The sequence below is a fragment of the Paenibacillus sp. 481 genome (genome assembly GCF_021223605.1).
Classification (GTDB): Bacteria; Bacillota; Bacilli; order Paenibacillales; family Paenibacillaceae; genus Paenibacillus_B.
In genome coordinates this window covers 180,619-201,644 of the sequence record NZ_CP075175.1, presented here as the reverse complement: position 1 = coordinate 201,644, position 21,026 = coordinate 180,619, and the positions used below count along the sequence as shown (strand labels likewise).

General features: G+C 42.0%; 12 protein-coding genes. 9 read left to right on the top strand and 3 right to left on the bottom strand.

From position 1 onward, the window contains the following. Nucleotides 1-32 precede the first annotated feature (32 nt). The 4 genes from KIK04_RS00740 to KIK04_RS00725 all read left to right on the top strand — a co-directional run bounded on the left by KIK04_RS00740 (nt 33) and on the right by KIK04_RS00725 (nt 5,102). Nucleotides 33-1,439 carry a cytochrome P450 gene (locus KIK04_RS00740; RefSeq protein ID WP_232276455.1) on the top strand — a complete coding sequence of 469 codons (1,407 nt, stop codon included), beginning with the start codon at nt 33-35 and terminating at the stop codon, nt 1,437-1,439. A 219-nt stretch (nt 1,440-1,658) separates the two neighbouring features. Beyond that, nucleotides 1,659-2,849, top strand: a complete 1,191-nt coding sequence (locus KIK04_RS00735) for a dicarboxylate/amino acid:cation symporter (protein WP_232276454.1) — start codon at nt 1,659-1,661, stop codon at nt 2,847-2,849. A 284-nt stretch (nt 2,850-3,133) separates the two neighbouring features. After that, a complete protein-coding gene (locus tag KIK04_RS00730; RefSeq protein ID WP_232276453.1) occupies nt 3,134-3,958 on the top strand; it encodes an MBL fold metallo-hydrolase in 825 nt (274 codons plus the stop codon). Between the two features lie 319 nt (nt 3,959-4,277). After that, the gene (locus KIK04_RS00725) at nt 4,278-5,102 is read left to right on the top strand and encodes an MBL fold metallo-hydrolase (protein ID WP_232276452.1); all 825 of its coding nucleotides are present in this window, start codon (nt 4,278-4,280) and stop codon (nt 5,100-5,102) included. Nucleotides 5,103-5,190: 88 nt separating this feature from the next. On the opposite strand, the gene KIK04_RS00720 is transcribed toward KIK04_RS00725, so the two are convergent. After that, nucleotides 5,191-6,555 carry a glycosyltransferase family 2 protein gene (locus KIK04_RS00720; RefSeq protein WP_232276451.1) on the bottom strand — a complete coding sequence of 455 codons (1,365 nt, stop codon included), beginning with the start codon at nt 6,553-6,555 and terminating at the stop codon, nt 5,191-5,193. A 502-nt stretch (nt 6,556-7,057) separates the two neighbouring features. Between KIK04_RS00720 and KIK04_RS00715 the strand changes: the two genes are divergently transcribed. After that, complete coding sequence (locus KIK04_RS00715) at nt 7,058-7,660, top strand: hypothetical protein (RefSeq protein ID WP_232276450.1); 603 nt, start codon at nt 7,058-7,060, stop codon at nt 7,658-7,660. 100 nt (nt 7,661-7,760) lie between these two features. Here the strand turns inward: KIK04_RS00715 and dhaK are convergent, their stop codons facing one another. Continuing rightward, the gene (gene dhaK / locus KIK04_RS00710) at nt 7,761-9,527 is read right to left on the bottom strand and encodes a dihydroxyacetone kinase subunit DhaK (protein ID WP_232276449.1); all 1,767 of its coding nucleotides are present in this window, start codon (nt 9,525-9,527) and stop codon (nt 7,761-7,763) included. Nucleotides 9,528-9,957: 430 nt separating this feature from the next. Between dhaK and KIK04_RS00705 the strand changes: the two genes are divergently transcribed. Beyond that, on the top strand, nt 9,958-11,589 hold the full coding sequence (locus KIK04_RS00705; protein ID WP_232276448.1) for an RHS repeat domain-containing protein: 1,632 nt from the start codon (nt 9,958-9,960) through the stop codon (nt 11,587-11,589). 107 nt (nt 11,590-11,696) lie between these two features. Here KIK04_RS00705 and KIK04_RS00700 read toward each other — a convergent pair whose 3' ends face one another. After that, nucleotides 11,697-13,643 (bottom strand): RHS repeat domain-containing protein, encoded by a 1,947-nt coding sequence (locus KIK04_RS00700; RefSeq protein WP_232276447.1) that lies wholly within the window; start codon nt 13,641-13,643, stop codon nt 11,697-11,699. 309 nt (nt 13,644-13,952) lie between these two features. Between KIK04_RS00700 and KIK04_RS00695 the strand changes: the two genes are divergently transcribed. From KIK04_RS00695 to KIK04_RS00685, 3 genes are all read left to right on the top strand, one after another. Continuing rightward, nucleotides 13,953-19,271, top strand: a complete 5,319-nt coding sequence (locus KIK04_RS00695) for a polymorphic toxin-type HINT domain-containing protein (protein WP_232276446.1) — start codon at nt 13,953-13,955, stop codon at nt 19,269-19,271. Further along, the gene (locus KIK04_RS00690; RefSeq protein WP_232276445.1) at nt 19,255-19,674 is read left to right on the top strand and encodes an Imm8 family immunity protein; all 420 of its coding nucleotides are present in this window, start codon (nt 19,255-19,257) and stop codon (nt 19,672-19,674) included. Before KIK04_RS00695 ends, KIK04_RS00690 begins: the two co-directional genes overlap by 17 nt. Before the next feature lie 497 nt (nt 19,675-20,171). Beyond that, nucleotides 20,172-21,017, top strand: coding sequence for a replication initiation factor family protein (locus tag KIK04_RS00685; RefSeq protein WP_232276444.1), 846 nt, complete (start codon nt 20,172-20,174; stop codon nt 21,015-21,017). Nucleotides 21,018-21,026 lie beyond the last annotated feature (9 nt).

The window sequence follows — 21,026 nt, the reverse complement described above, 5'->3', positions numbered from 1 at the left end:
CCAATCCCTCAACTAGATTCGCAGCACGTTCGATGACGAATTCCACAGCTAACGCAGTAATACCAGGACCGCGTGGGTGGCCGCTCTTAGGATGGAGAGGCAACACACTCCGATTTTTTCGCCAGCCTTTTTCGTATTCCCAACACCTGTACCATACGTATGGTGAGATCGTATCGCTAGCACGAGGAAGTACGGCATCTCTCTTTGCTTTCGGGCCTGAAATGAACAATCAAATCTTTACGAACCCTGCACTGTATGAAGTCCGTCCCAATAAATTGTTTCGCGTGCCTCCAAACACACCATTAGGGAAAATAACGCGCAATAACTTACTTATGATGAATGGGGAAAAACATAAGCAGCAGCGGCGACTTATGCAACCTGCTTTTCATCGGCAGCAAATACAAAAATACGCGGAGGACATGGTGTCATTAACCGAGTCCATGCTGCACAGGTGGCAAGGGAAAGCTCACATCGATTTAAGGGACGAAATGAAGCAGTTGACCCAGCACATTGCGGTGAAGACGTTGTTCGGTCTGCATGAAGTCGGGGAGCTGAATCGTATTTCGGAGCTACTTGAACGCATGCAAAATTCTTTATTCCTGTCTGCGATCATTCCCTTCAACTTGCCGGGTATGCCGATCAAGGGCGCCAATCGTGCGGCGGGTGAAATTGACGCGTACTTGCAAGCATTAATTACGCGTAAGCGAGGCGAGCTTGAAGCGATGGATGTATTGGCTTCGTTAGTAAGGACGCACGACGAGGACGGCTACCAGTTGAGCGATGATGAGCTGATCGGTCATGCGTTTACGTTATTCGTTGCCGGACATGAAACGACGGCTAACGCCTTAACGTGGTCGGTCTTTCTGCTCAGCCAGCACCCGACCAAATTGGCCGCTGTGCTCGACGAGCTGGACAGCGTGCTCGGCGGCGCGGCGCCAACTTTGGAACAGCTTCCACGGCTGAAGCAGCTGGACTATGCCATTAAGGAGAGTTTACGTTTAATGCCGCCAGCTATCGTCGGCACACGTGTTGCCGCCGAAGCTTGTGAATTAGGCGGCTATGCGATTGCCCCAGGCTCAAGTATTATGTTTAGCTCGTTTATTACTCATCGTATCTCCGAACTATATGAAGACCCACACACCTTTAAGCCAGAACGATGGTCATCCATGACGCCCACACCTTATGAATATCTTCCGTTTAGTGCTGGCCCGCATATGTGTATAGGTGCTGGCTTTGCCTCACAAGAAATCAAGCTTGTACTCGCAATGTTGTTGCAGCGTTATCGCTTTGGTATTGATCCGAATTCGAACATTTCAACGGATGTGACGATGCGGCCTGTGCGCGGTATGCCGATGCAGTTGCTCCCAGTCGATCACAAACTGAACTATGTACAGGTAAAAGGGAATATTAATCAGCTGATAAAATTTAATGGTGGTTAAATAGAAGAAATCCCGATTAGCTTCGAGTAACAAGGTGCTAATCGGGATTTTTCGTTCATACGCATATTTAATGAAAGAGTTAGAAACCTTAAATTGGAAGTGTTTTTTTCAGAAATTTATGTTAATATCATTTTTGTACTCAATTGAAGTACATATGTGCACTGTGAAGAGACAAATAAGTGATTTTTCCATGAAAACAACAAGTAAGGAGATACAGTTATGAAACGAATTGGACTTTTTATGCGCATCGTGATCGCCATTGCGCTCGGAATTGGCCTTGGGCTGATTACACCGGACTGGTTTGTCCGTATTTTTGCTACATTTAATAATGTGTTTGGAGAATTTTTGAGCTTTATCATTCCGCTTATTATTGTAGGATTTATTATTCCAGGTATTGGGGAACTAGGTCGTGGGGCGGGCAAGCTCGTCGGTTTAACGGCTGGTATTGTGTACGCTTCGACTATTATTGCAGGTTTCCTAGCCTATGCAGTCGCGTACTTTACGTTCCCGATGTTCCTCAGCGCTACAGCTTCTGGTCATGCTGCGCAGAACCCGGGGCAGAAGTTGCTGGAAAGTTATTTCGAAATAGGGATGCCGCCGGTGTTCGACATTATGACAGCTTTGCTGCTAGCCTTTATGATCGGAATCGGGATTACGGTTGTACAGGCAGACGGATTAATGAAAGTTTCACTTGAACTAAAAGATATCGTGAGTAAAGTTATTTCTACGATTATCGTGCCGTTGCTGCCTATCCATATTGCGGGTATTTTTATGAATATGACGCAAGCGGGCGAGGTCGCCATGATTTTACAAGTGTTTATTAAGGTGTTCGCGATTATTTTGGTGCTGCATTTTGTCATTCTTGTCCTGCAATATTCTGTTGCTGGCGCACTAAATAAGCGCAATCCGTTCAGCATGCTGCGGATGATGCTGCCCGCTTACTTTACAGCGTTAGGTACGCAATCTTCAGCGGCAACGATACCCGTAACATTGAAGCAGGTTAAGCAATTAGGCACGGATGAAGAAGTCGCTGACTTTGTCGTTCCACTGTGCGCAACGATTCATATTACAGGGTCGACGATTACGCTGACGTCGGTGTCAGCAGCCATCTTGCTGCTGAATGGACAAGTCCTTTCGCTGGAAGTGATGCTGCCGTTTATTTTGATGCTAGGCATCACGATGATTGCTGCGCCGAGTGTTCCAGGCGGTGGAGTTATGGCCGCACTTGGTCTATTCACATCGATGCTCGGCTTTGACGAAGCGATGGTCAGCTTGGCGATTGCGTTGTATATCGCGCAAGACAGCTTCGGCACAGCGACGAATGTAACCGGAGACGGTGCAATCGCGCAAATTATTCACTATTTTAAGAAGAAGAGTAAGGTCACTGCTAAGCACAAAGCAGCTTCATAAAGCAGACTTACCGCTACAGGTTGAGAGCCAGGCGATGCATGATGCATTGCTTGGCTTTTTTTGTTGCCCATGTCGGAACTGGAACTGGCGAAAAGAGCAGCAGGCATGTGCCCACCATGCATAAAGCAGCTTCATAAGAACTACAAGTTGGCATCCAGATTCGACGCATACTTCGTCGCATCGGGCTTTATTTTATGGATAAATGAACCATTCAATAGGGAAATATAGTAAAATAGAGTTATAGTTTTATCTGTTTTCTATCACTTTTAGGGAGGAAGTAGCTTATGCAACAACATGTTTGTACGACATGCGGGGTGCAATACTCTTCAACTTTAGAACCCCCAACGAGATGTGCTATATGTGATGAGGAACGGCAGTTTATTCATTCAGAAGGTCAAGTGTGGACAACATTAGAACAGCTGCGTGATAGCAGTAAGTATTCGAATGAGATTGTCAATCTGGAGGCGGGGTTGTATCGAATGACGACGAAGCCGGAATTTGCCATTGGTCAATCGGCATTCGTCATTCAGAACGACGGTTTTAACCTTCTTTGGGATTGTATTACCTATTTCGATGAGCACACATTAGCAGAATTGAGACAGCTTGGTGGTATTCAAGCGATTGCACTTTCTCATCCACACTATTATTCAACTCAGGTCGAATGGGCGGAAGCGCTCGATGTTCCGATTTATATTCATATGGATGATCACAAATGGGTGATGAAACCAAGTGAACGTATTCAATTTTGGTCAGGAGAGACGCTTGAGCTGGCACCTGGCTTGACTCTGCACCGACTTGGTGGTCACTTTAAAGGTGGAACCGTCGCACATTGGGCAAATGGAAATGCTGGAAAAGGGGTACTCTTTACTGGTGATATTATTCAGGTGGTCGCAGATCAGGACTGGGTAAGCTTTATGTACAGCTATCCGAATCTTATTCCACTGCCCGCGAATAAAGTGGCGGAAATAGCTGCCAAGGTAAAGGCGCTGCCATTTGATCGCCTTTATAATGCCTTTCAGCGTGCTGTACAGCAACACGCGAATGAATCGGTACAAAAGTCGGCAGATCGATACATTGCCGCACTTGAAGGTCGCTTGTTTGTTACATAATCTCATATAAAATCCGACGTAGCGCTGCAACATTTGGGCTATAGCCGAAGTGTTGAACGGTATTTATTCATTCATATAAGACAACAAATGACATCCAATTTTTTTAGATTGCCGAGGCGGCGAAAAAAGAAAAAGGTGGATGTGCCCATCATGCATAAAGCAGCTTCATAGCCATTTTAAGTAGAAATCCAGGTAGGATGCACGTTGCATCGTATCTGGATTTATTTATATTAATAAATTGACCGACGGTGAGAAAAATATGGTAAAATGAAAATGTGGTACTATTTTACTTCTATCATAGCTTAGGGAGGAATTGCTTATGCAACGAAATGTGTGTATGACTTGCGGTATCCAATATGCTTCAACTACAGAACCGCCAACGAGATGTGTCATCTGTGATGAAGAACGGCAATATATTCCTGCAAGAGGTCAAGCATGGACAACGTTAGAGGAGATGCGTGATAGCAACCGTTATTCGAATGAGATTGTCAATGTGGAGGCTGGGTTGTATCGAATGACGACGAAGCCGGGATTTGGCATTGGTCAATCGGCATTTATTATTCAACACGATGGTTTTAACCTTATGTGGGATTGTGTTACCTATTTCGATGAGCACACATTAGCAGAGTTGAGACAGCTTGGTGGTATTCAAGCGATTGCGCTTTCTCATCCGCATTTTTATTCCACGCAGGTCGAGTGGGCAGAGGCACTTCAAGTTCCGATCTATATACATATTGATGATCAAAGATGGGTGAACCGACCGAGTGAACGTATTCAATTTTGGTCAGGTGAAACATTAGAGTTAGCACCGGGTTTGACGATTCACCGCCTTGGAGGTCACTTTAAAGGGGGATCCGTCGCTCATTGGGCAACGGGCAACGCTGGTAAAGGTGTGCTCCTCACGGGTGATATTATTCATGTCGTTGCGGATCAGAACTGGGTGAGCTTTATGTACAGCTATCCGAATCTCATTCCACTTCCCGCAAGTAAAGTGGCGGAAATAGCGGGTAAAGTGAAGGCGCTGCCATTTGATCGCCTTTATAATGCTTTCCAACTTGTTGTGAAGCACAACGCGAATGAAGCGGTGCAAAAGTCGGCAGACAGATACATTGCCGCGCTTGAAGGTCGTCTTTTCGATACATAATTACGATTTGATTACGATTGCTATCGACTAGAGCCTTGGAACGCCAAGGCTCTAGCTAGGTTGTACCCTTTTACTCGCAGTGTATGAATTACCTCGAACTTGACTCTACATTTCCAAGCCGTTTTACTTTGTTCCAGTTATGTTTATTTTTTTGCGTGAAATAGGAGATCGTTCCGTACGTATAGTAATAGACGTCAAGCAATCGATAAGTAGGAATTTCAATGATCGAAAATAGGGATACCTTCATATAATCAGAAAAACTTAGCCTGTATCCGTGCTGTGCCGCTGCATAGAATCCGACGTAGCGCTGCAACAATTGCGCTAAAGCCAGAATGATAAGCAGGCTAATTGTGAGTTCGTTGATCCCCTGGGACAGGAAAATAAATGGAAGCAGTAGGATCATGATTTTACCTGAAATACCAAGTACGACGAACTCCCACAACATAAACAGTGAGTACTTTACCCCGAGTTGTTTAAAGAAGGCTGCTTTATACATGTTCAGGCAATCAATTAATCCCTTTTGCCAACGAATACGTTGCTTTGTTAAATCGCTAAAGTTCTCAGGTACTTCTGTAAAGCAGACGGCTTCAGGTAGAAACACGAGTTTAGCTTGTTTATATTTTTCATGAATTATTTGTTGAATATGAACGGTCACTTCCATATCTTCGCCAAGCGATTTCTTGTAGCCATTTATCTCATAGACGAGTTCCCGCTTAAAAGCACCAAAGGCTCCAGACACGACGGTAAGCAGATTGAAGCGGGATTGGGTTACTTTTTTTACATAAAAGGCAGTTACATAATCGGCTACTTGATATTTTAATAGGCCCTTACCTTTAAATGTTGGCTTGCCATCAGCGTCATACATTTGCCCGACGTGGATCATGCCACCTGCGGCAATGATGTGACGATCATGGAAGCAGGTATTTATGTGGTGTAGGGCTTGACGCTCTAAGATACTATCCGCATCTAGTGTGATCAGGATGTCGCCAGTGGCATAGTCAGCGCCAGCATTAAGGGAATCGGCTTTGCCACCGTTATATTTATCAATCACAATAAAGTTCGGATATAAACTCGAACGGTAAACGCGCTTCACATGCTCGAAAGCCAGCATGCCAGAGGGTTGTTTATCTGTAACATAAAGTTCTAACTTTTGGTGAAGCAGGGGGAGAGTATCGTCTGTAGAACCATCGTTGATAATAATCACTTCGTAGCGTTCATAGTGAAGATTTAACATGCCTTTGATACAATTCGAGATCACCTTTTCTTCATTATAGGCGGGTATCAGCACGCTCATCGAAATTTGATCCAAGCTTTTATCTAATGATTGCGTTAACGCCGCTTTGTTGGCTCGTCTTGTTGTCCATGCATGGAAAAAGGTCGTCACGATGTAAAAGCCTTGAATGAGTAAAAACGAAACAAATAGAAGTACACCAATAATTAATACCGCATTCATAGATAATTCTCCTCTCTAAATCGGAAACTCTATTTATAGGATGGTATGATCGTATTCATTTAGATGCAGGTCATCTATGTGTTTAACACCCTCTTTCATGAATTATAAACTTATCATAAAATTATGTAATACAATATTTTACTTTAGAAAATGAAACTTAACCCATCATAGTCGAATGGTCATATTTGCACAAGTTAGGAAAGCGCTTTAATTAGGCTGGAAAATTGATTTTATGCAATCTTTAGCTTTCATTGGGTACAAGGGAACAGAGGGAAGATGAGCAGAGGTGCAGAGGAATGGAGTCGCTGAATCATTGTGTTATTCCATTGCTCAAGGTCGAATGGGCGTATAATATGGGGAATGGTTATGTTTTTCTAAATAAAGAAAGGGGCTTCACGCTAAGTAAGCGCAGATAGGATCGTGATGCTCGCGGAGTTGGAGCGATTGTGCGAGAAGATAGTGACGGTTTTTTGAATATGTATTCGTCGGGGAGACAGTATCTATGCTAAAAGAACGGTTGTTACAGCAGCCAAGCACCTATGAAGCTGAAGTGAAGTCCTATATCATGAATTACGGTGCAAAGCGTATCACAGGAATTATTTATTATCCAGGGAAAGAATATGAAGCTTTGATGTACATATATAGAAGTGATAAATCCCAGTATGGCGACCCGTTAGAGGCATTTGCTTCACTATGGACGAATGCACTTGTTGATACGGAGGAGTGGCATTCTTATTTCGAGCCGACGCTTGAATTTGGGCATGACATTTTTGAAAACTTTTTTAAAAAGGACGTTCGTACGTATACGTATAATGATTCCACGGTTGAAGACATGCGAGAATATATTTGTTATCGGTTGAAAAGAATGAAGGAGCTTGTACAGAAGTGTCGTAAGCGAGAACCGTTGGAAATTGATGATCCTATTTGTTATCCGACTGTGCGTGGCATATATGTGAATACTGTATTGGTCGATGAGACTAAATTTGAGCTTGTATTGCCGGCGCAGATTCTTGCAGGAGTAGAATTGAGTTATGATGCGAGCTGGGCGGGGTATAAGACATTGTTTTTAGAAACGGAAGCGGAATATATCTTTTTTACGGAGTAACCGAATGGGATGAGTTTAAGTAGATGGACTCGTTGTTAAAAAGTGAAATATTTGAAGCCCCTGACAACAGCATTGTCAGGGGCTTCGTCTATCCAATCATTTATTCTATAACTTGAGCCAACTCCGTGAAGATGACGCCCAGTGCAAAGGCCCCGGCGTCTGGGTAGCCCAAACTTCTTTCTCCAACCGTACCTGCTCGACCCATTCTTGCAACAATGGATTCCGTGTACTTCGCACCTTGTACCGCAGCTTCCGCAGCTTTAGCAGCTGCTGTCTTCACATCGTCTCCTGCTTTGGCACTTTGCTCCCATGCATCGGAGAACGGAGCAAGCGCATCAATCAACGTCTTATCACCAACTACAGCGCCTCTTCCAAAAGAGCGCTCTCCTGTGTCTTGAATACCTTTGACGACGGCCTGCATCATGCCGGCAAATTCGGTGACGCTCAGTTCGGTTTTGTCCCCAGCATATTTACTTGCCGCACGGAATGCCGATCCCCAGATTGGACCGGAAGCTCCACCACAGTGTTCCATAATGATCAGGGAACACTCATTTAGGAACTCACCTATACTATTCGCATGATGCTCCGTGATTTCGTGCCATTCTTGCTTCAATTGCTTGAAGCCTTTTGCTACGCTCATGCCAAAGTCGCCATCGCCTGCATGTGAGTCCAGTTCGCAGAAAGGCACTTCATTTTCAATAATAATCTCACTCATCTTATCGAGCAGATACATCAAATTGGGCAGCGTAAACGTATTATGCTCGATCTTTGCATATTTCTGATCCGTTTCGCAGCGATACGATACGCTTTGAGAATCCTGTTCCTCAAATGATGTCTCTTCATCAACATGCAGCGGGCGGAATGATCCCGTGATCTGAAGAGCAGGTGTATCACAGCTTGCCTCCAAATAATGCTTCAACTCATCGTCTAACTGAATAACCGACACAGAAGCTCCAGCCATGTCAATGCTCGTCATATAGTTGCCGACGAATACTTTAAAAATGGATACACCACTGCTGCGCTTCACTTCACGAACGACAGCGTTAGCAAGCAAATACAATTCTTGCAGCGGTGTTCCGCCGAACCCGTTTATAAGCAGGGCGATTTCTTGCTTCGAACTATCGGTTATGTTTAAGTCGCGGAACAAATCCGTGACCATTTTGTTCGCCAGCTCGTTGGCGGACGTCATTTTTTCTCGGCGAATTCCAGGCTCGCCATGAATGCCTACGCCATATTCAATTTCATCGTCATTCAGTTCGAACGTTGGCGTTCCTTTGGCTGGAACCGTACAGGAAGTGAGTGCAAAGCCAATGCTTCGTGTGTTATTGATTGCTTTCTCAGCGATTTCCTTGACTTCGCTTAATTCTTTTCCTTCTTCTGCGGCAGCACCGGCAATCTTATGCACCAAGACGGTACCAGCAACGCCTCTTCTTCCAACCGTGTACAGGCTGTCCTCGACAGCAATATCGTCATCGACTTTTACATAATCCACAAGCACGCCATCTTCGCTTGCAAGATGTGCGGCATTTTTAAAGTTCATAATATCGCCGCTGTAATTTTTGATAATCAATAACGTTCCTTTTTTACTAGCGGATGCTTTAATCGCCTGATAAATTTGAATTTGGGAGGGGGAAGCAAACACGTCTCCGCACACCGCAACATCCAACATCCCTTTTCCGACAAATCCAGCATGTGCAGGCTCATGCCCACTTCCGCCGCCGCTAATAAGCGTTACTTTGTTAGGGTTCATTTCTTTTTTATGTACAATTTTATATTTACTATTAAAATCCAATTCGGGATGTGCGAGCACGAGTCCGTTACACATTTCTCTGACGAGTGTTTCTGGCTTATTTATTACTTTTTTCATAAATAATCACCCTTTTCTTTTTACTTCTGTCAATTTTAATCTGCTCTTCTAAGGACTATTTAAGTATACAGGAATTTTAAGCGATATTCAGTAACGGGGTTCGGGGGTACACCGGGTAGAGTAGGTAACTCATAAATTGACTTTACAAACCGTTCATAACTACGTAACTTTATGTGAGGGGTTAACTCTAAAAAATGAGAAGCAATACCGTCAACTTATTTCTGTAAAGGACAGATAGGGATTGATAGAAGGGTGAGAATATGGGCTGGTAAAAGTGTCAGCAGGCACAAATGATTTGGTTGTGTCCAAGCTTGTATGTCGGGTGTATCTTTCTAGTGCTTGGTGTTATTCAAGCCTTCTCTGATTGAGGGAAAAGCAGAGGTACGGACTCAACAAAAATAATCCATTGAAGTGAAGGATGTCAAAACATATGAAAAGGTTTATCATTTCAACCATTGTATTTATAGCGCTAGTTACGAGTATGCTGTTTACGGATGATGTGGTGTGGTCGGCCCCTAATAACGGAAAAAATGTGTACAAAGCGAGCGCTGATTATAGTACGAAACAAGGGGATAACAATTGGTACTATCAAGAATGGAACGGAACGACATTTACGGATTTAAAATGGAATGAATCCGAAAAATTGTGGCGAGGAAACGGGCCTTTTCCATTTATTGAAACTAATTTATATCATCCTTCCACCAACGATATTGTTCGCAAATGGGTTGCTCCGAAATCAGGAATGGTACGGATAAGCGGCATAGTTAAGAAAAGTAACACGTCATGTGGTGACGGTGTCAAAGTTATGATACGTAAAAACAATAAAATTGTGTGGTCCACGGATCTTGAATACAATGACCTAACAGGTGTGTCAGCAGACCATGTAACACATATCGCTAAAGGTGACTCCTTTTATTTCATGGTGAATCAAAAAGCTGACGCGTATTGTGACGGAACGTTCTGGGACCCAACGATTACTTATGAAGAAAAGAAACTGATGAAGTATAAAGCTTCAGAAGGATTTAGTTCGATTCAAGGACAGAACAATTGGTACTACGAGGAGCGGGAAGGGGACAAGTTCTTTCCTTTGACTTGGGTGAAAGGAGAAGTCTTGTGGAGAGGTCTAACAGAGTTCTCAATGATTGGACATCACTGGCAGCATCCTGATACAAGAGACACGGTACGGACATGGTCAGCTCCAACCTCAGGCGTCGTGAAAATTACAGGACGGCTAGGCAAGAACAGCGCAGTATGCGGCAATGGAGTTGTTGCAACACTCTACAAAAATAATTACGCGGTGTGGTCGACGCCTCTCCTGTATAATGATCAGACGGGTTATCAGTTGGAGCATGATTTGACGGTTCGTGCCGATGATAGATTGCGATTTATGGTTTCCCAGCTTGACAAAGATAAGGATTGTGATGGTACGACATGGGACCCAGTCATTACATATTTAGATCCTCAGCTTAAGCTGACATATTCATCTATAGCTGGATTCGGCTCTGCGCAAGGGCAATCGAATTGGTACTATCAAGAAGGGAATGGCCAGACGTATACGGATATGAAATTTGATCCGAAAGAACAGGCATGGAAGGGGAGCCGCCCATACTCTATCCTTACATCTACAATGTATCATCCAGACCCTTCCGAAGCAGTCCGGAAATGGGTTGCTCCGAAGTCGGGAACTGTTCGCTTAACAGGGCGTGCTTTTAAGGACAACATCGGTTGTGGTAACGGTATACAAGCCATTATTTATAAAGGAAAGAACAGGATATGGGAGCCAACGCTAGCATTTAATGATAATAAAGGGGTTATGCTTAATGTGAATACGCCAGTAGCGGAGGGAGAGTCATTGCATTTTGTTGTAAATGCTATTGGAGCAGATAACGGATGTGACAGCACGTTCTGGGAAACGGAAATTGAGTATGTTTTATCATCAAAAACTTCAGGTTATTCCTATGATGCAGCTAATCGGCTCGAGTCAATTACGCTCCCGAATGGTCAGATCATTAATTTGTATTATGATGAAAACGGGAACTTGGTCCGGAGTGAGAAAGGCTGAGTATGTGGTTACAGTAAGCGAGGAGATCGGTACTCAGTAAATTTCGAGTGCCGATCTCCTCATTTTCAGGTTAATCAGTTGATGATGTCGTATTTACGGTACATCTCTTATTCATTTGCACGAATGGTTCTCAATACATTTCCATTAGGGTCATACTCATAATATTTTTGTTTGCCATCTGCTTGAATCCATTGAATTAATCGTCCATTCTTGTCATAAACATACTCGTCTACGAGTCTAGCTTGACTAATTTTTATATTTCTTAATTTAACAGCGCTGTCCCCATACCAGAACACTTTAAATTCTAGCGGCTGTCCTGCGTCTGCATTGTTTTGAAACTGAAGATCAAAATTTTGAAAATGATTTCTCGCCATGAACTGCTGACTATTGATAGTTTTAGAAGCTAGAATTTCGCCCGTTCCAGAATTATAAACCTCTAATCGCAAGAGGTTACCCTTTTTAACGTTGCTACCTTCCAGCATCATTGACCAGGTTACTGTCCAAGTTCCCTTACTCAAATTTTTCTCATATGGACCATAACTCATATATCCTGGTATTTTGTCCTGAATAGGATCAACGGACCAAACACCTTCAATGTTTTTACCTATTTGATGACTTATTGCTGGATCAAACATATTCCACACTTCACCAAACAAGCTTGGCGAGATGTATTTGATTTGAACATCTTTTAATTTGATATAAGCGTTACCGTACCAATATGTGCGAAACTCTAGTCTGTGACTGGTGTTAGTATGGTTAAATCTCAGCTTTAAATTTTTGAATTGTTGGGAATCAAGTTGTTGCCTATGAATTTCGCGAAATGCTAAGATCTCACCAGTCTCATAATCATATACTTCTAGCCTAGCTACTTTTTCATTATCTGCAACGTTATTGTCGATGAGAAGAGGCCAGCTAACTTCCCATGTGCCGACAGGTAAATCTCTGGCATAAGGACCAAAGTTCAAATGACCTTCTTTGTCTTGTTGAGTGTTTGCTGCCCAGCCATCTCCATCCACTCTCCCGGTATTATGCCCAATCGTAGAATCATTCATCTTCCAACTTTTTTGATAATTTATCTTTACCGTTTTCATTGTAGAAATATTCTTTACAGTTATTTTAGCATTGCCATACCAATATACCCTGAATTCCAAGCGGTGGCTGGGTGTTAGATTAGTAAACTTTAAGTCAAAGTATTGGGTGGTATTGGGTTGGGAAAATTGCTTTCGGCTTATTTCACGAGAGGCTAGAATTTTACCAGTCTCATAATCATACACCTCTAGTCGAGCCACTTTTGCATTATCTGCTGTATGATTGTCTATCATTAACGACCAGCTTGTCTCCCATGTTCCTGTTGCAAGATCTCTTACATAAGGACCATAATTCAAGTGACCTTCTTTATCTTGTTGTGGAGTTGCTGACCAGTTAGCGCCATCTTTTCTTCCCGTATTATGACCAATCCCATCATCTGTCATGTTCCATGTTTTCAACGTATCTACCTTCGTGATTTGATTGGCTGTGATATGCTTTAATTGTAAATTTACTTCGCCATACCAAAACACTCTGAATTCCAAGCGTTGATTCTGTCTACTTCTTTTAAATTTCAGATAGAAATCTTGATAGGTATTGCTAAGTGTAAACTGATTTCTCTCTATCTCTTGAAACGCTAACATTTCTAATGTATCCGGATCAAATACTTCTAGTCGAGCTACTTTTTTGTTGTCAATCTGATTGGTATCTACTTTTAATGACCATGTAGTAACCCATTCTCCTAAATTTAGATTATTTACATAAGGCCCGTAGCTCAGGAAGCCAGGTTTATCATTTTTGATAGTCGCTGACCATCCATCGCCCTCCGCTCGACCTGTTTGATGCCCAATGCTTGGATCCAGCATCTCCCATTTTTTAAAGTGTTCACTACTTGAACTTATTTCAGTGTAGTTCAGCTTCTGCTCAGATTGCTTACTGGCTTCAGCTTTGTGATGTAACACGAAGAACATAATAAACATAAAACAAATTAAGAGTGTTTTTTTTCTTGCCGTATAGTAGAAAGTCATATTTTTACCCCTTTTTAATGAAATAACCTTTTATAGATTAATCATTAAGTGGGAATTTGTCATGGATAATATTGTGATTAAGCTAAAACAGACAGTATGAATAATATTTATATGGATTTAATTATATATTGCAGGGGAAATGTAATAAAAATACATGGACATGTAGCCAACAAAAAAATATGATTCTATAGGGTCTAATAGTTAACAATATTAAATAAATAAACTAGAGGTGAACGTAAGCTGCAAGTACATTAGAAAGTCGGTTTCCATATGATTACGCAACACAGCTTACTTTAAAGGGAGAGAAAAATGAAAAAGTACATATCTGTCATTCTCGCGTTCATGATGGTGTTTACAAGCTTGCCACTAGCTTCGGCACAGCCACTATGGTCGGAGGATAACTCCACGTCAACGCCACGCTCGGTAACCGAGGCGGTTTACGATTCACAGCCAGCAGACTTAAAGCCGGAAGACATCATTACGATATCTTCGGTAGCAAATCAATTCAATGTAACAGGTGATTGGGTTTACGAAGAAATCAAAAAAGGGTATCGACTGCATCATATATACGAAGGTTTGCAGGAGAAGCAAAAAGGCGGCTCCTATGAGCAATATATGAAGCAATTATATCCAAATGTTATACAAAAACCGCTGGATGAACGGAATACAGGTGTTACATCTAGCGTGTATGGAGATTTGAATAAAGATGCTAGCGTCGAAGGAAATAGCAGCGTCACAAATGCTGTTTATCCGGTAACGAATAGCCGCAAAAAGCGTTCTGCATCTGGTGAATACGATAATATTGCACTTAAGCAGAAGCAGCTGAAATTCGATCATGCACCGTTCTCGATAGGTGATGTGAATGAACAGATTTCAACGGTCGACGGCTCGCTTCAGATTCAAAACACCGATCTCATTCTTCCAGGTCCTAATGGATTAGACTTTGAACTTCGCCGTGTCTATGACAGCTCCCGCGGTAAAGATGATACGTTTTACGACTGGTCGGAATATAAGCAGTCTACAAAGAGAACAGAAGAGGATTATCGTACTTCGTTAGGAAAAGGGTGGATGTGGGATATCCCTTACTTTAAAGAAGACGGGGATCAAAAGTTTATATACATACCCGGAAAAGGGACATTTGGAATAGCGGATAACTATGAAATATTAGGGTATCCATTCGGCGATTTAAGCTTTGGTCCAAGTTATGGAGAACCAGAAGGTACCGTGTTTGCTCTTACTGATGCGACCAAAGGATTAAGATATACCTTTAGTGCAGATGGATTTTTGAAGCAAATTAATGATAAACACGGAAACTTTACTGAATTTGTCTATGATGGATACAAGTTATTTATGGTTGCTACTTTCTCCAACCAAGATGTAGCCAGACAACAATACAATGTACTATTTATTAAAGATTATGATGACTATACGCTTGCGACTGCTTCATACAAAGACCCTGCAACGAATACATATCAAGAGCGAAAAGTTAAATATGTAAAAAATAAGATTAATATTAACGGTCGAGAGCATAACATTTTGAAAGAAGTCATTGATCCGGTCGGCCGCTCTACTAAATATTATTATGATGTAAGAAACACGATGTTCTTCAATATTTTGAAAGGATATGATATATTTACAGATTTTTCTGATAGAATGATGTATTGGGGTAAGAATACATGGGTAACGTTGGGTATGATCGAACATCCAACAAAAGCACAGACAAAGTTTGAAACGTCTGAAGTTCTCCGTGAAATTGGTGTTTACGCCCAAGAAGAACAAGTTCGGTATGAGGGACGTAAACGATTGTATAGTACAAATACCGGAGCAGAGGTTGCAGCAGACATTCAGAAATTAACTTTTCACCGGGATATCGGCCAAACATATGGAGATCAGTCCTTTAGCGTAAGTGTTGACGATGGCTTGACTCTAAGTAAATATAACTATTCTTTAGATTATAGAGAAGATTATCACAATTTAGATGACAGCTCGACGTACCAATTTCCTCCAGATTCCCCGTTGATGTATACGGATTCTGTAGAAGTTTCATCTAAACGCAGCAATGAAAGAAAAGTGACTGGCTATGGTTATGATACTTACTCTAATAGAGAGGAACGGCATACTAATCCAACTCAAGTTACTGAAACTAGCTATGGTCCGACTGGTGCATCACATTCAAAAGCGACGAGGTACACGTACGATGACTATGGATACGTACTGACGGAAACAAATTCACTGAACGTTACAAGTCATCTTGAATACGGCTATGCGGCGGGATATAAAAGATTAAAGAAAAGCACGGTTCCTGTTGGACCGAAGTCGAATTTAGTAACCGAATATGAATATGATCAAAAAACGGCGAGCGTGACGCAGGTAGCGGTACACAATGGTCAAGGTCAGCAGCTAAGTCAAGTCAATTATGACTATGATTTGCTTGGCAACCCGACAACGATTCAAATAAAGGGCGATGGCTCCAGAAATACGGTCGTTAAGCAGGAGTTCAATCAAGAACATAAGTATAGGTTCGTGAACAAGCAGACTGTTACAGTAACGGACGCAAACGGAAACGCTTCTGATATAGTGAGTCAGAATAAAATAATTCCTGAGACAGGTAACCTTTATCAATTTATAGACGGTAAAGGACAGGTTGTTACGTACAGTTATGATCATCTGAACCGAATTACGTCTGAAACGTACCATGACGGTACACAGACGAAAATCGTGTACGATGATGCTCAAAATAAAGTAACGGTAACCTCTCCAACCGGAGAGCAATCTGAATGGTTGTTTGATCCGTTTGGCCGTCTTATTAAAGAAACGAACGGACGGGGCTCTGCAAACCATACTTATGATGAATTTAATCACGTCATTGTTAAAGGAAATGCCAACGGTTCCTCTACACATTATAAATACGATGCATGGGGACGAGTCATTGAAGAGAAGCCGGGTCATTATGAGGCAACTCGCTTCTTATATGATGATGGAGCAAACACAAAAACGACGATCGATGGCGCGAATAACACGTTTAAAGAAACGTATGATGTACTAGGAAGATTACTGCTTAAAGAAGAAGTAAAGCCTGGTGGCAATGTCGAACTGGCTCGTTATGTGTATGACTATGCAGGTAATGTTACAAGCATGGCGGACGGCAATAACAATGTGACGAAGTATGAGTATGATGCTTTGAGTCGTCTAGTTGCTGTAACGGATGCCGAAGGAAAGACGACCAAATATAAATACAATTTGACTGGCGATATGGTCGAAGTGCAATATCCGGATGGAAATATCGTGCAGAAGAAGTACGATGAGATCGGACGATTAGTTGAACAGCTTGATCCGAAGCAGCAGAGTAAGAAATTGTACTACGATGCAAACGATAATGTAGTTCGTTCCGTTGATCGTAAAGGTCAGACACAGCAGTTCGAATATAACAATCGTGATTTATTGACAAGCAGTATAACAGCGGATGAGACGATCACCTATGCGTACGATGCCGCAGGCAAGCGACTTTCGATGAAAGACAACACAGGTACCACGAATTACAACTATCATCCGACAGGTGAACTGAAGACGATCACGTATCACGACGGTATTATGCTAAGCTACGATTATGAAGGACGCGGCTTGCGGACGAAACAAAGTGTATCAGCTGGAAGCTTTAATCTAACATCTAGCATTGACTATTTATTTGATTATCCAACACCAACCAAACTTTCAGTTATGGATGGAAGTGGGAATGCATTATCTCAGTTTACGTACGAGTTCGATCAACGTTCTAAATTTTTGTCCAAGCTTAGTGGATCAAATGGTTACACGGAGTCATATAAGTACGATGGTCTGAACATGATCGATATTCAGCAGCAATTGGGCGGAAACACATTTGGCCAATACACGTACAATTATGATAAGAACCGTAACATTGTTGGAAAAAATGATAATGGTGCAGGGTATCAGTATACTTACGATAAGCTGAACCGTATTCAAACAAACAGCCAGTTTAACGAGACGTATGCGTACGATAATCGGGATAATCGGAGTACCCTAACAACGGATCATACACCTGAAATTAAGGGTGGCAGTTACACGTATGATCAACGAAATCGTCTGACATCTGTTACAACAGATGAAGGTAAGACCGTTACTTATCGCTACAATGGCGACAACCTGATGGTCGAGCGTACGGAAAACGGTGAGACAACACGTTATTATTATGATGATAACGACAAAATCGTAGCTGAAGCTAAAGTAGAAAACGGTTCAGTTACCATTTTGGCAGGTTATGTGTACGATGCGAACGATGATATTTTAGCGCGTCAAGTTCCGGGTAAAGGCATGCAGTATTACATTACGAACGGACACGGCGACGTCACTGAAATTCGCGACGAGCAGGGTAATGTACTAAACAAGTACACGTATGATATATGGGGTAACCCATTAAATACGCCTGAGGAAAAAGTTCCTAACATCTTCCGCTACTCAGGCGAGTACTGGGATGCAACTACAGGCTTGCAATATTTGCGTGAAAGATGGTATGACCCGAGTATCGGTCGTTTTATTAACGAGGATACGTATGAGGGTGAAATAGATAGCCCGCTTAGTTTGAACTTGTATACGTATGTATTGAACAACCCGTTGATTTTTGTGGATCCAACAGGAAACGTAGCACAGTTTGCAAAAAATGCTTGGAACGGTGTGAAAAAGGGAGCAAGGGTAGCTGGAAGAGCAGCGGTAAGCACAGCCAATTTCCTAGTGCTGGATGATCTGCGAGTTATATCTGATCCGAACACCTCTATGGCACAAAAGGGTATGGCGATTGCTACTACTTTAATACCAGCTGGAAAAGTGCTTAAAGCAGGTAAGGCAGCTACAAATGTTTATCAGGCAAGTAAGGCTAAGAAAGCCCAGAAGGCTAAAACGGGATGTAATTGTTTCGTTGCTGGAACAATGGTTCTCACAGACGAAGGGGAGAAAAATATCGAAGACATTGAAGTCGGAGATAAGGTTCTCTCGAAGAATGAAGAGACTGGCGAGCAAGCGTACAAGGAAGTTACGCATCTGTATAGAAATGATAAGGAAATCATCTACGAATTGACCGTAGGCGACCAAGTCATTGAGACAACCGACAATCATCCATTCTGGGTGGAAGGTAAAGGTTGGGTGCTTGCGGCTGACTTACATGCGGGGGATAAGTTACAGCAGAGTAATGGAAATATCTTGACTATTGATAAGATTAATATCGTTAAGCACGATGAAATGGTTAAGGTCTACAACTTTACTGTTGCTGACTTCCATACTTATTTTGTAAGCGATTTGGGGATTTGGGTTCATAATATTAATAAGTTCTGCGGTTCAGCTTCCGACTTAGCAGATTTGGCTAGGAAATCCAAGAAAAATGATGGTTTACAAGGTGCGAAAGTTTCAGCCGACTTGATATATGATGCATCAATTGATTTTGTTGGTAAGGGAGCGAAAGTACAGAAGATTGATGGAGGAATGCTCTATACTAGCAAAGATGGGTTAAAGTCAGTTAGAACAGGGAAAAAGTATGGTAAGGGCGTGTATGAAGCCAACTTTGAATCGTTTGATAAGAGAGGGAACAGACTCACGAATTACCATGTTGAAATTGAGTAAATATTTATGGGGAGTGATTATATTGATAGTTCCAGTTTTAAAAAGAATTCTGTTGCGTGGTGAGCCTGAGATAACAGATGATTTTGTACTCCCTGCAAGTGCAGATATAGGAACTGCTGAGTCAGAGGGTGTTGAATACTTTTATTTTAGGATTATGACACCTAAGAGATTACTTTCAATTTTAGAAGAAGATAAGATACTGGATGGCAGAGCAACTTTCTTAGTGAATGAACTTGATTTGACACTGGTGGAAAAAGAAATAAATTTAATATTGGAAGATTGTGTGCGACCGACTTGGGATGAGGTGGCTAAGGCTATTAATCGTCACCTGAATTGGGAATATGATAACATCCAATACGAAACACTTGATGAAGCAATGGGAAGACTAAACAAAGATACCTGATTTATAAGATCTTGAGGGCGGCAATCCTCAAGGTCTTTCTTTTACCCCCACCCAGTGCCGAATGAATCGGGTGGCACGTTCCACAAGAACTTAACTCTCATCAGCCCTATATAATATTTTCCTTAAATGGCGGTACGTACGAGAGAGGTCAACAATTATACCCTAAATAACGTTATTGCGTTACGACATTCAGGTTGATTATGGTCAGATACCACCATGATTGACCTGTTTTTTGCTATCTTCGCTTTCTCGCAGTTTCTTCAAAATAAATTGCATCAATTTCCGTATTTAAAACGATGTATAGGGTGAGGGAGGAACAAAAAAATTCATTGCAACAAAATGAGAGGATGTTCCGATTGTTTATTGTGTAAGGGTCAAAAATTATTCTGGTAACGTGCCAGTTTACATAGAAGCAGGTAAGGAACGTTTTAGGCTAGCCACCTTGCCCTCTAATATAGTCCGAAATTCGTTAAAAAATTTCGGGTTGGGGGCTGATTATGGAAGACGTACAAGTTTCGATTGACCGAATTGTAGTAGATTTTACAGATGTATTTTGGGACTTCTTCAACCGATTTCATCTAGCTTTACGTACCCATTTTAATGCTAGCTTCCATTTGCAGGAGAAAGGGTTTAAGTATCATTTACATGTGAGAGATGGAAGTCATTACTTACATGTTTCCTATCAGCTTACGTTTGTTCCTAAGTCAAGAAAGAATTTGCTAAGAATTGAATGTCATCCTGATAGTTTAGTTCATTTCAAGTCATGGCTGTTGCCTTTAAAGAAAATATGCCGTGAAGTTTTGTTTGTTCGATGTGATGTAGCCTTCGACATTCCGTTATCCATAACTGAACTGTTTACACTATCTCTAACAGGGCGGAATATGCACACGTGGAAGGGGACTCGATATTCCAATCAGAAGCATCAACGACAAGTCGCAGGGTACTGTAGAGTTTACGATAAGAAATTAGAGAGAGCAGAGAAGCAAGGGAAGAAAATATCGGGAGAATTGACGAGGTTTGAAATTGTGTATGCACCTAAGGAGAAGATACCGCTCCACGTGTTGGTTCAGTATCCTCCCTCATTTAACAAATATTATTTGTGTTCTCGTTTGGTATCACTTGAGAAGCTAAAACCTAAATTGCTCGAAAGAGTTAATGGACTGATGAATGGTGAACTTGAGCAACGACAAGTAACTGGATATTACCGTAGGGAGATTGAAAAAGAAATGAGAACACGCCCTAGTCTTAATTTTGATAAAGTTGCGGCGGAGCAATGGGAAAATGCGATTGCAATTCCGTGTGCAATATTAGTCGGTGTTGTGAGTAAAGTACCAGTAGCGTAATCATATTTA

Coding starts and splice junctions, on each gene's coding strand:
- KIK04_RS00740 (WP_232276455.1), top strand. CDS start 33: ATGACGAATTCCACAGCTAACGCAGTAATACCAGGACCGCGTGGGTGG.
- KIK04_RS00735 (WP_232276454.1), top strand. CDS start 1,659: ATGAAACGAATTGGACTTTTTATGCGCATCGTGATCGCCATTGCGCTC.
- KIK04_RS00730 (WP_232276453.1), top strand. CDS start 3,134: ATGCAACAACATGTTTGTACGACATGCGGGGTGCAATACTCTTCAACT.
- KIK04_RS00725 (WP_232276452.1), top strand. CDS start 4,278: ATGCAACGAAATGTGTGTATGACTTGCGGTATCCAATATGCTTCAACT.
- KIK04_RS00720 (WP_232276451.1), bottom strand. CDS start 6,555: ATGAATGCGGTATTAATTATTGGTGTACTTCTATTTGTTTCGTTTTTA.
- KIK04_RS00715 (WP_232276450.1), top strand. CDS start 7,058: ATGCTAAAAGAACGGTTGTTACAGCAGCCAAGCACCTATGAAGCTGAA.
- dhaK (WP_232276449.1), bottom strand. CDS start 9,527: ATGAAAAAAGTAATAAATAAGCCAGAAACACTCGTCAGAGAAATGTGT.
- KIK04_RS00705 (WP_232276448.1), top strand. CDS start 9,958: ATGAAAAGGTTTATCATTTCAACCATTGTATTTATAGCGCTAGTTACG.
- KIK04_RS00700 (WP_232276447.1), bottom strand. CDS start 13,643: ATGACTTTCTACTATACGGCAAGAAAAAAAACACTCTTAATTTGTTTT.
- KIK04_RS00695 (WP_232276446.1), top strand. CDS start 13,953: ATGAAAAAGTACATATCTGTCATTCTCGCGTTCATGATGGTGTTTACA.
- KIK04_RS00690 (WP_232276445.1), top strand. CDS start 19,255: ATGTTGAAATTGAGTAAATATTTATGGGGAGTGATTATATTGATAGTT.
- KIK04_RS00685 (WP_232276444.1), top strand. CDS start 20,172: ATGGAAGACGTACAAGTTTCGATTGACCGAATTGTAGTAGATTTTACA.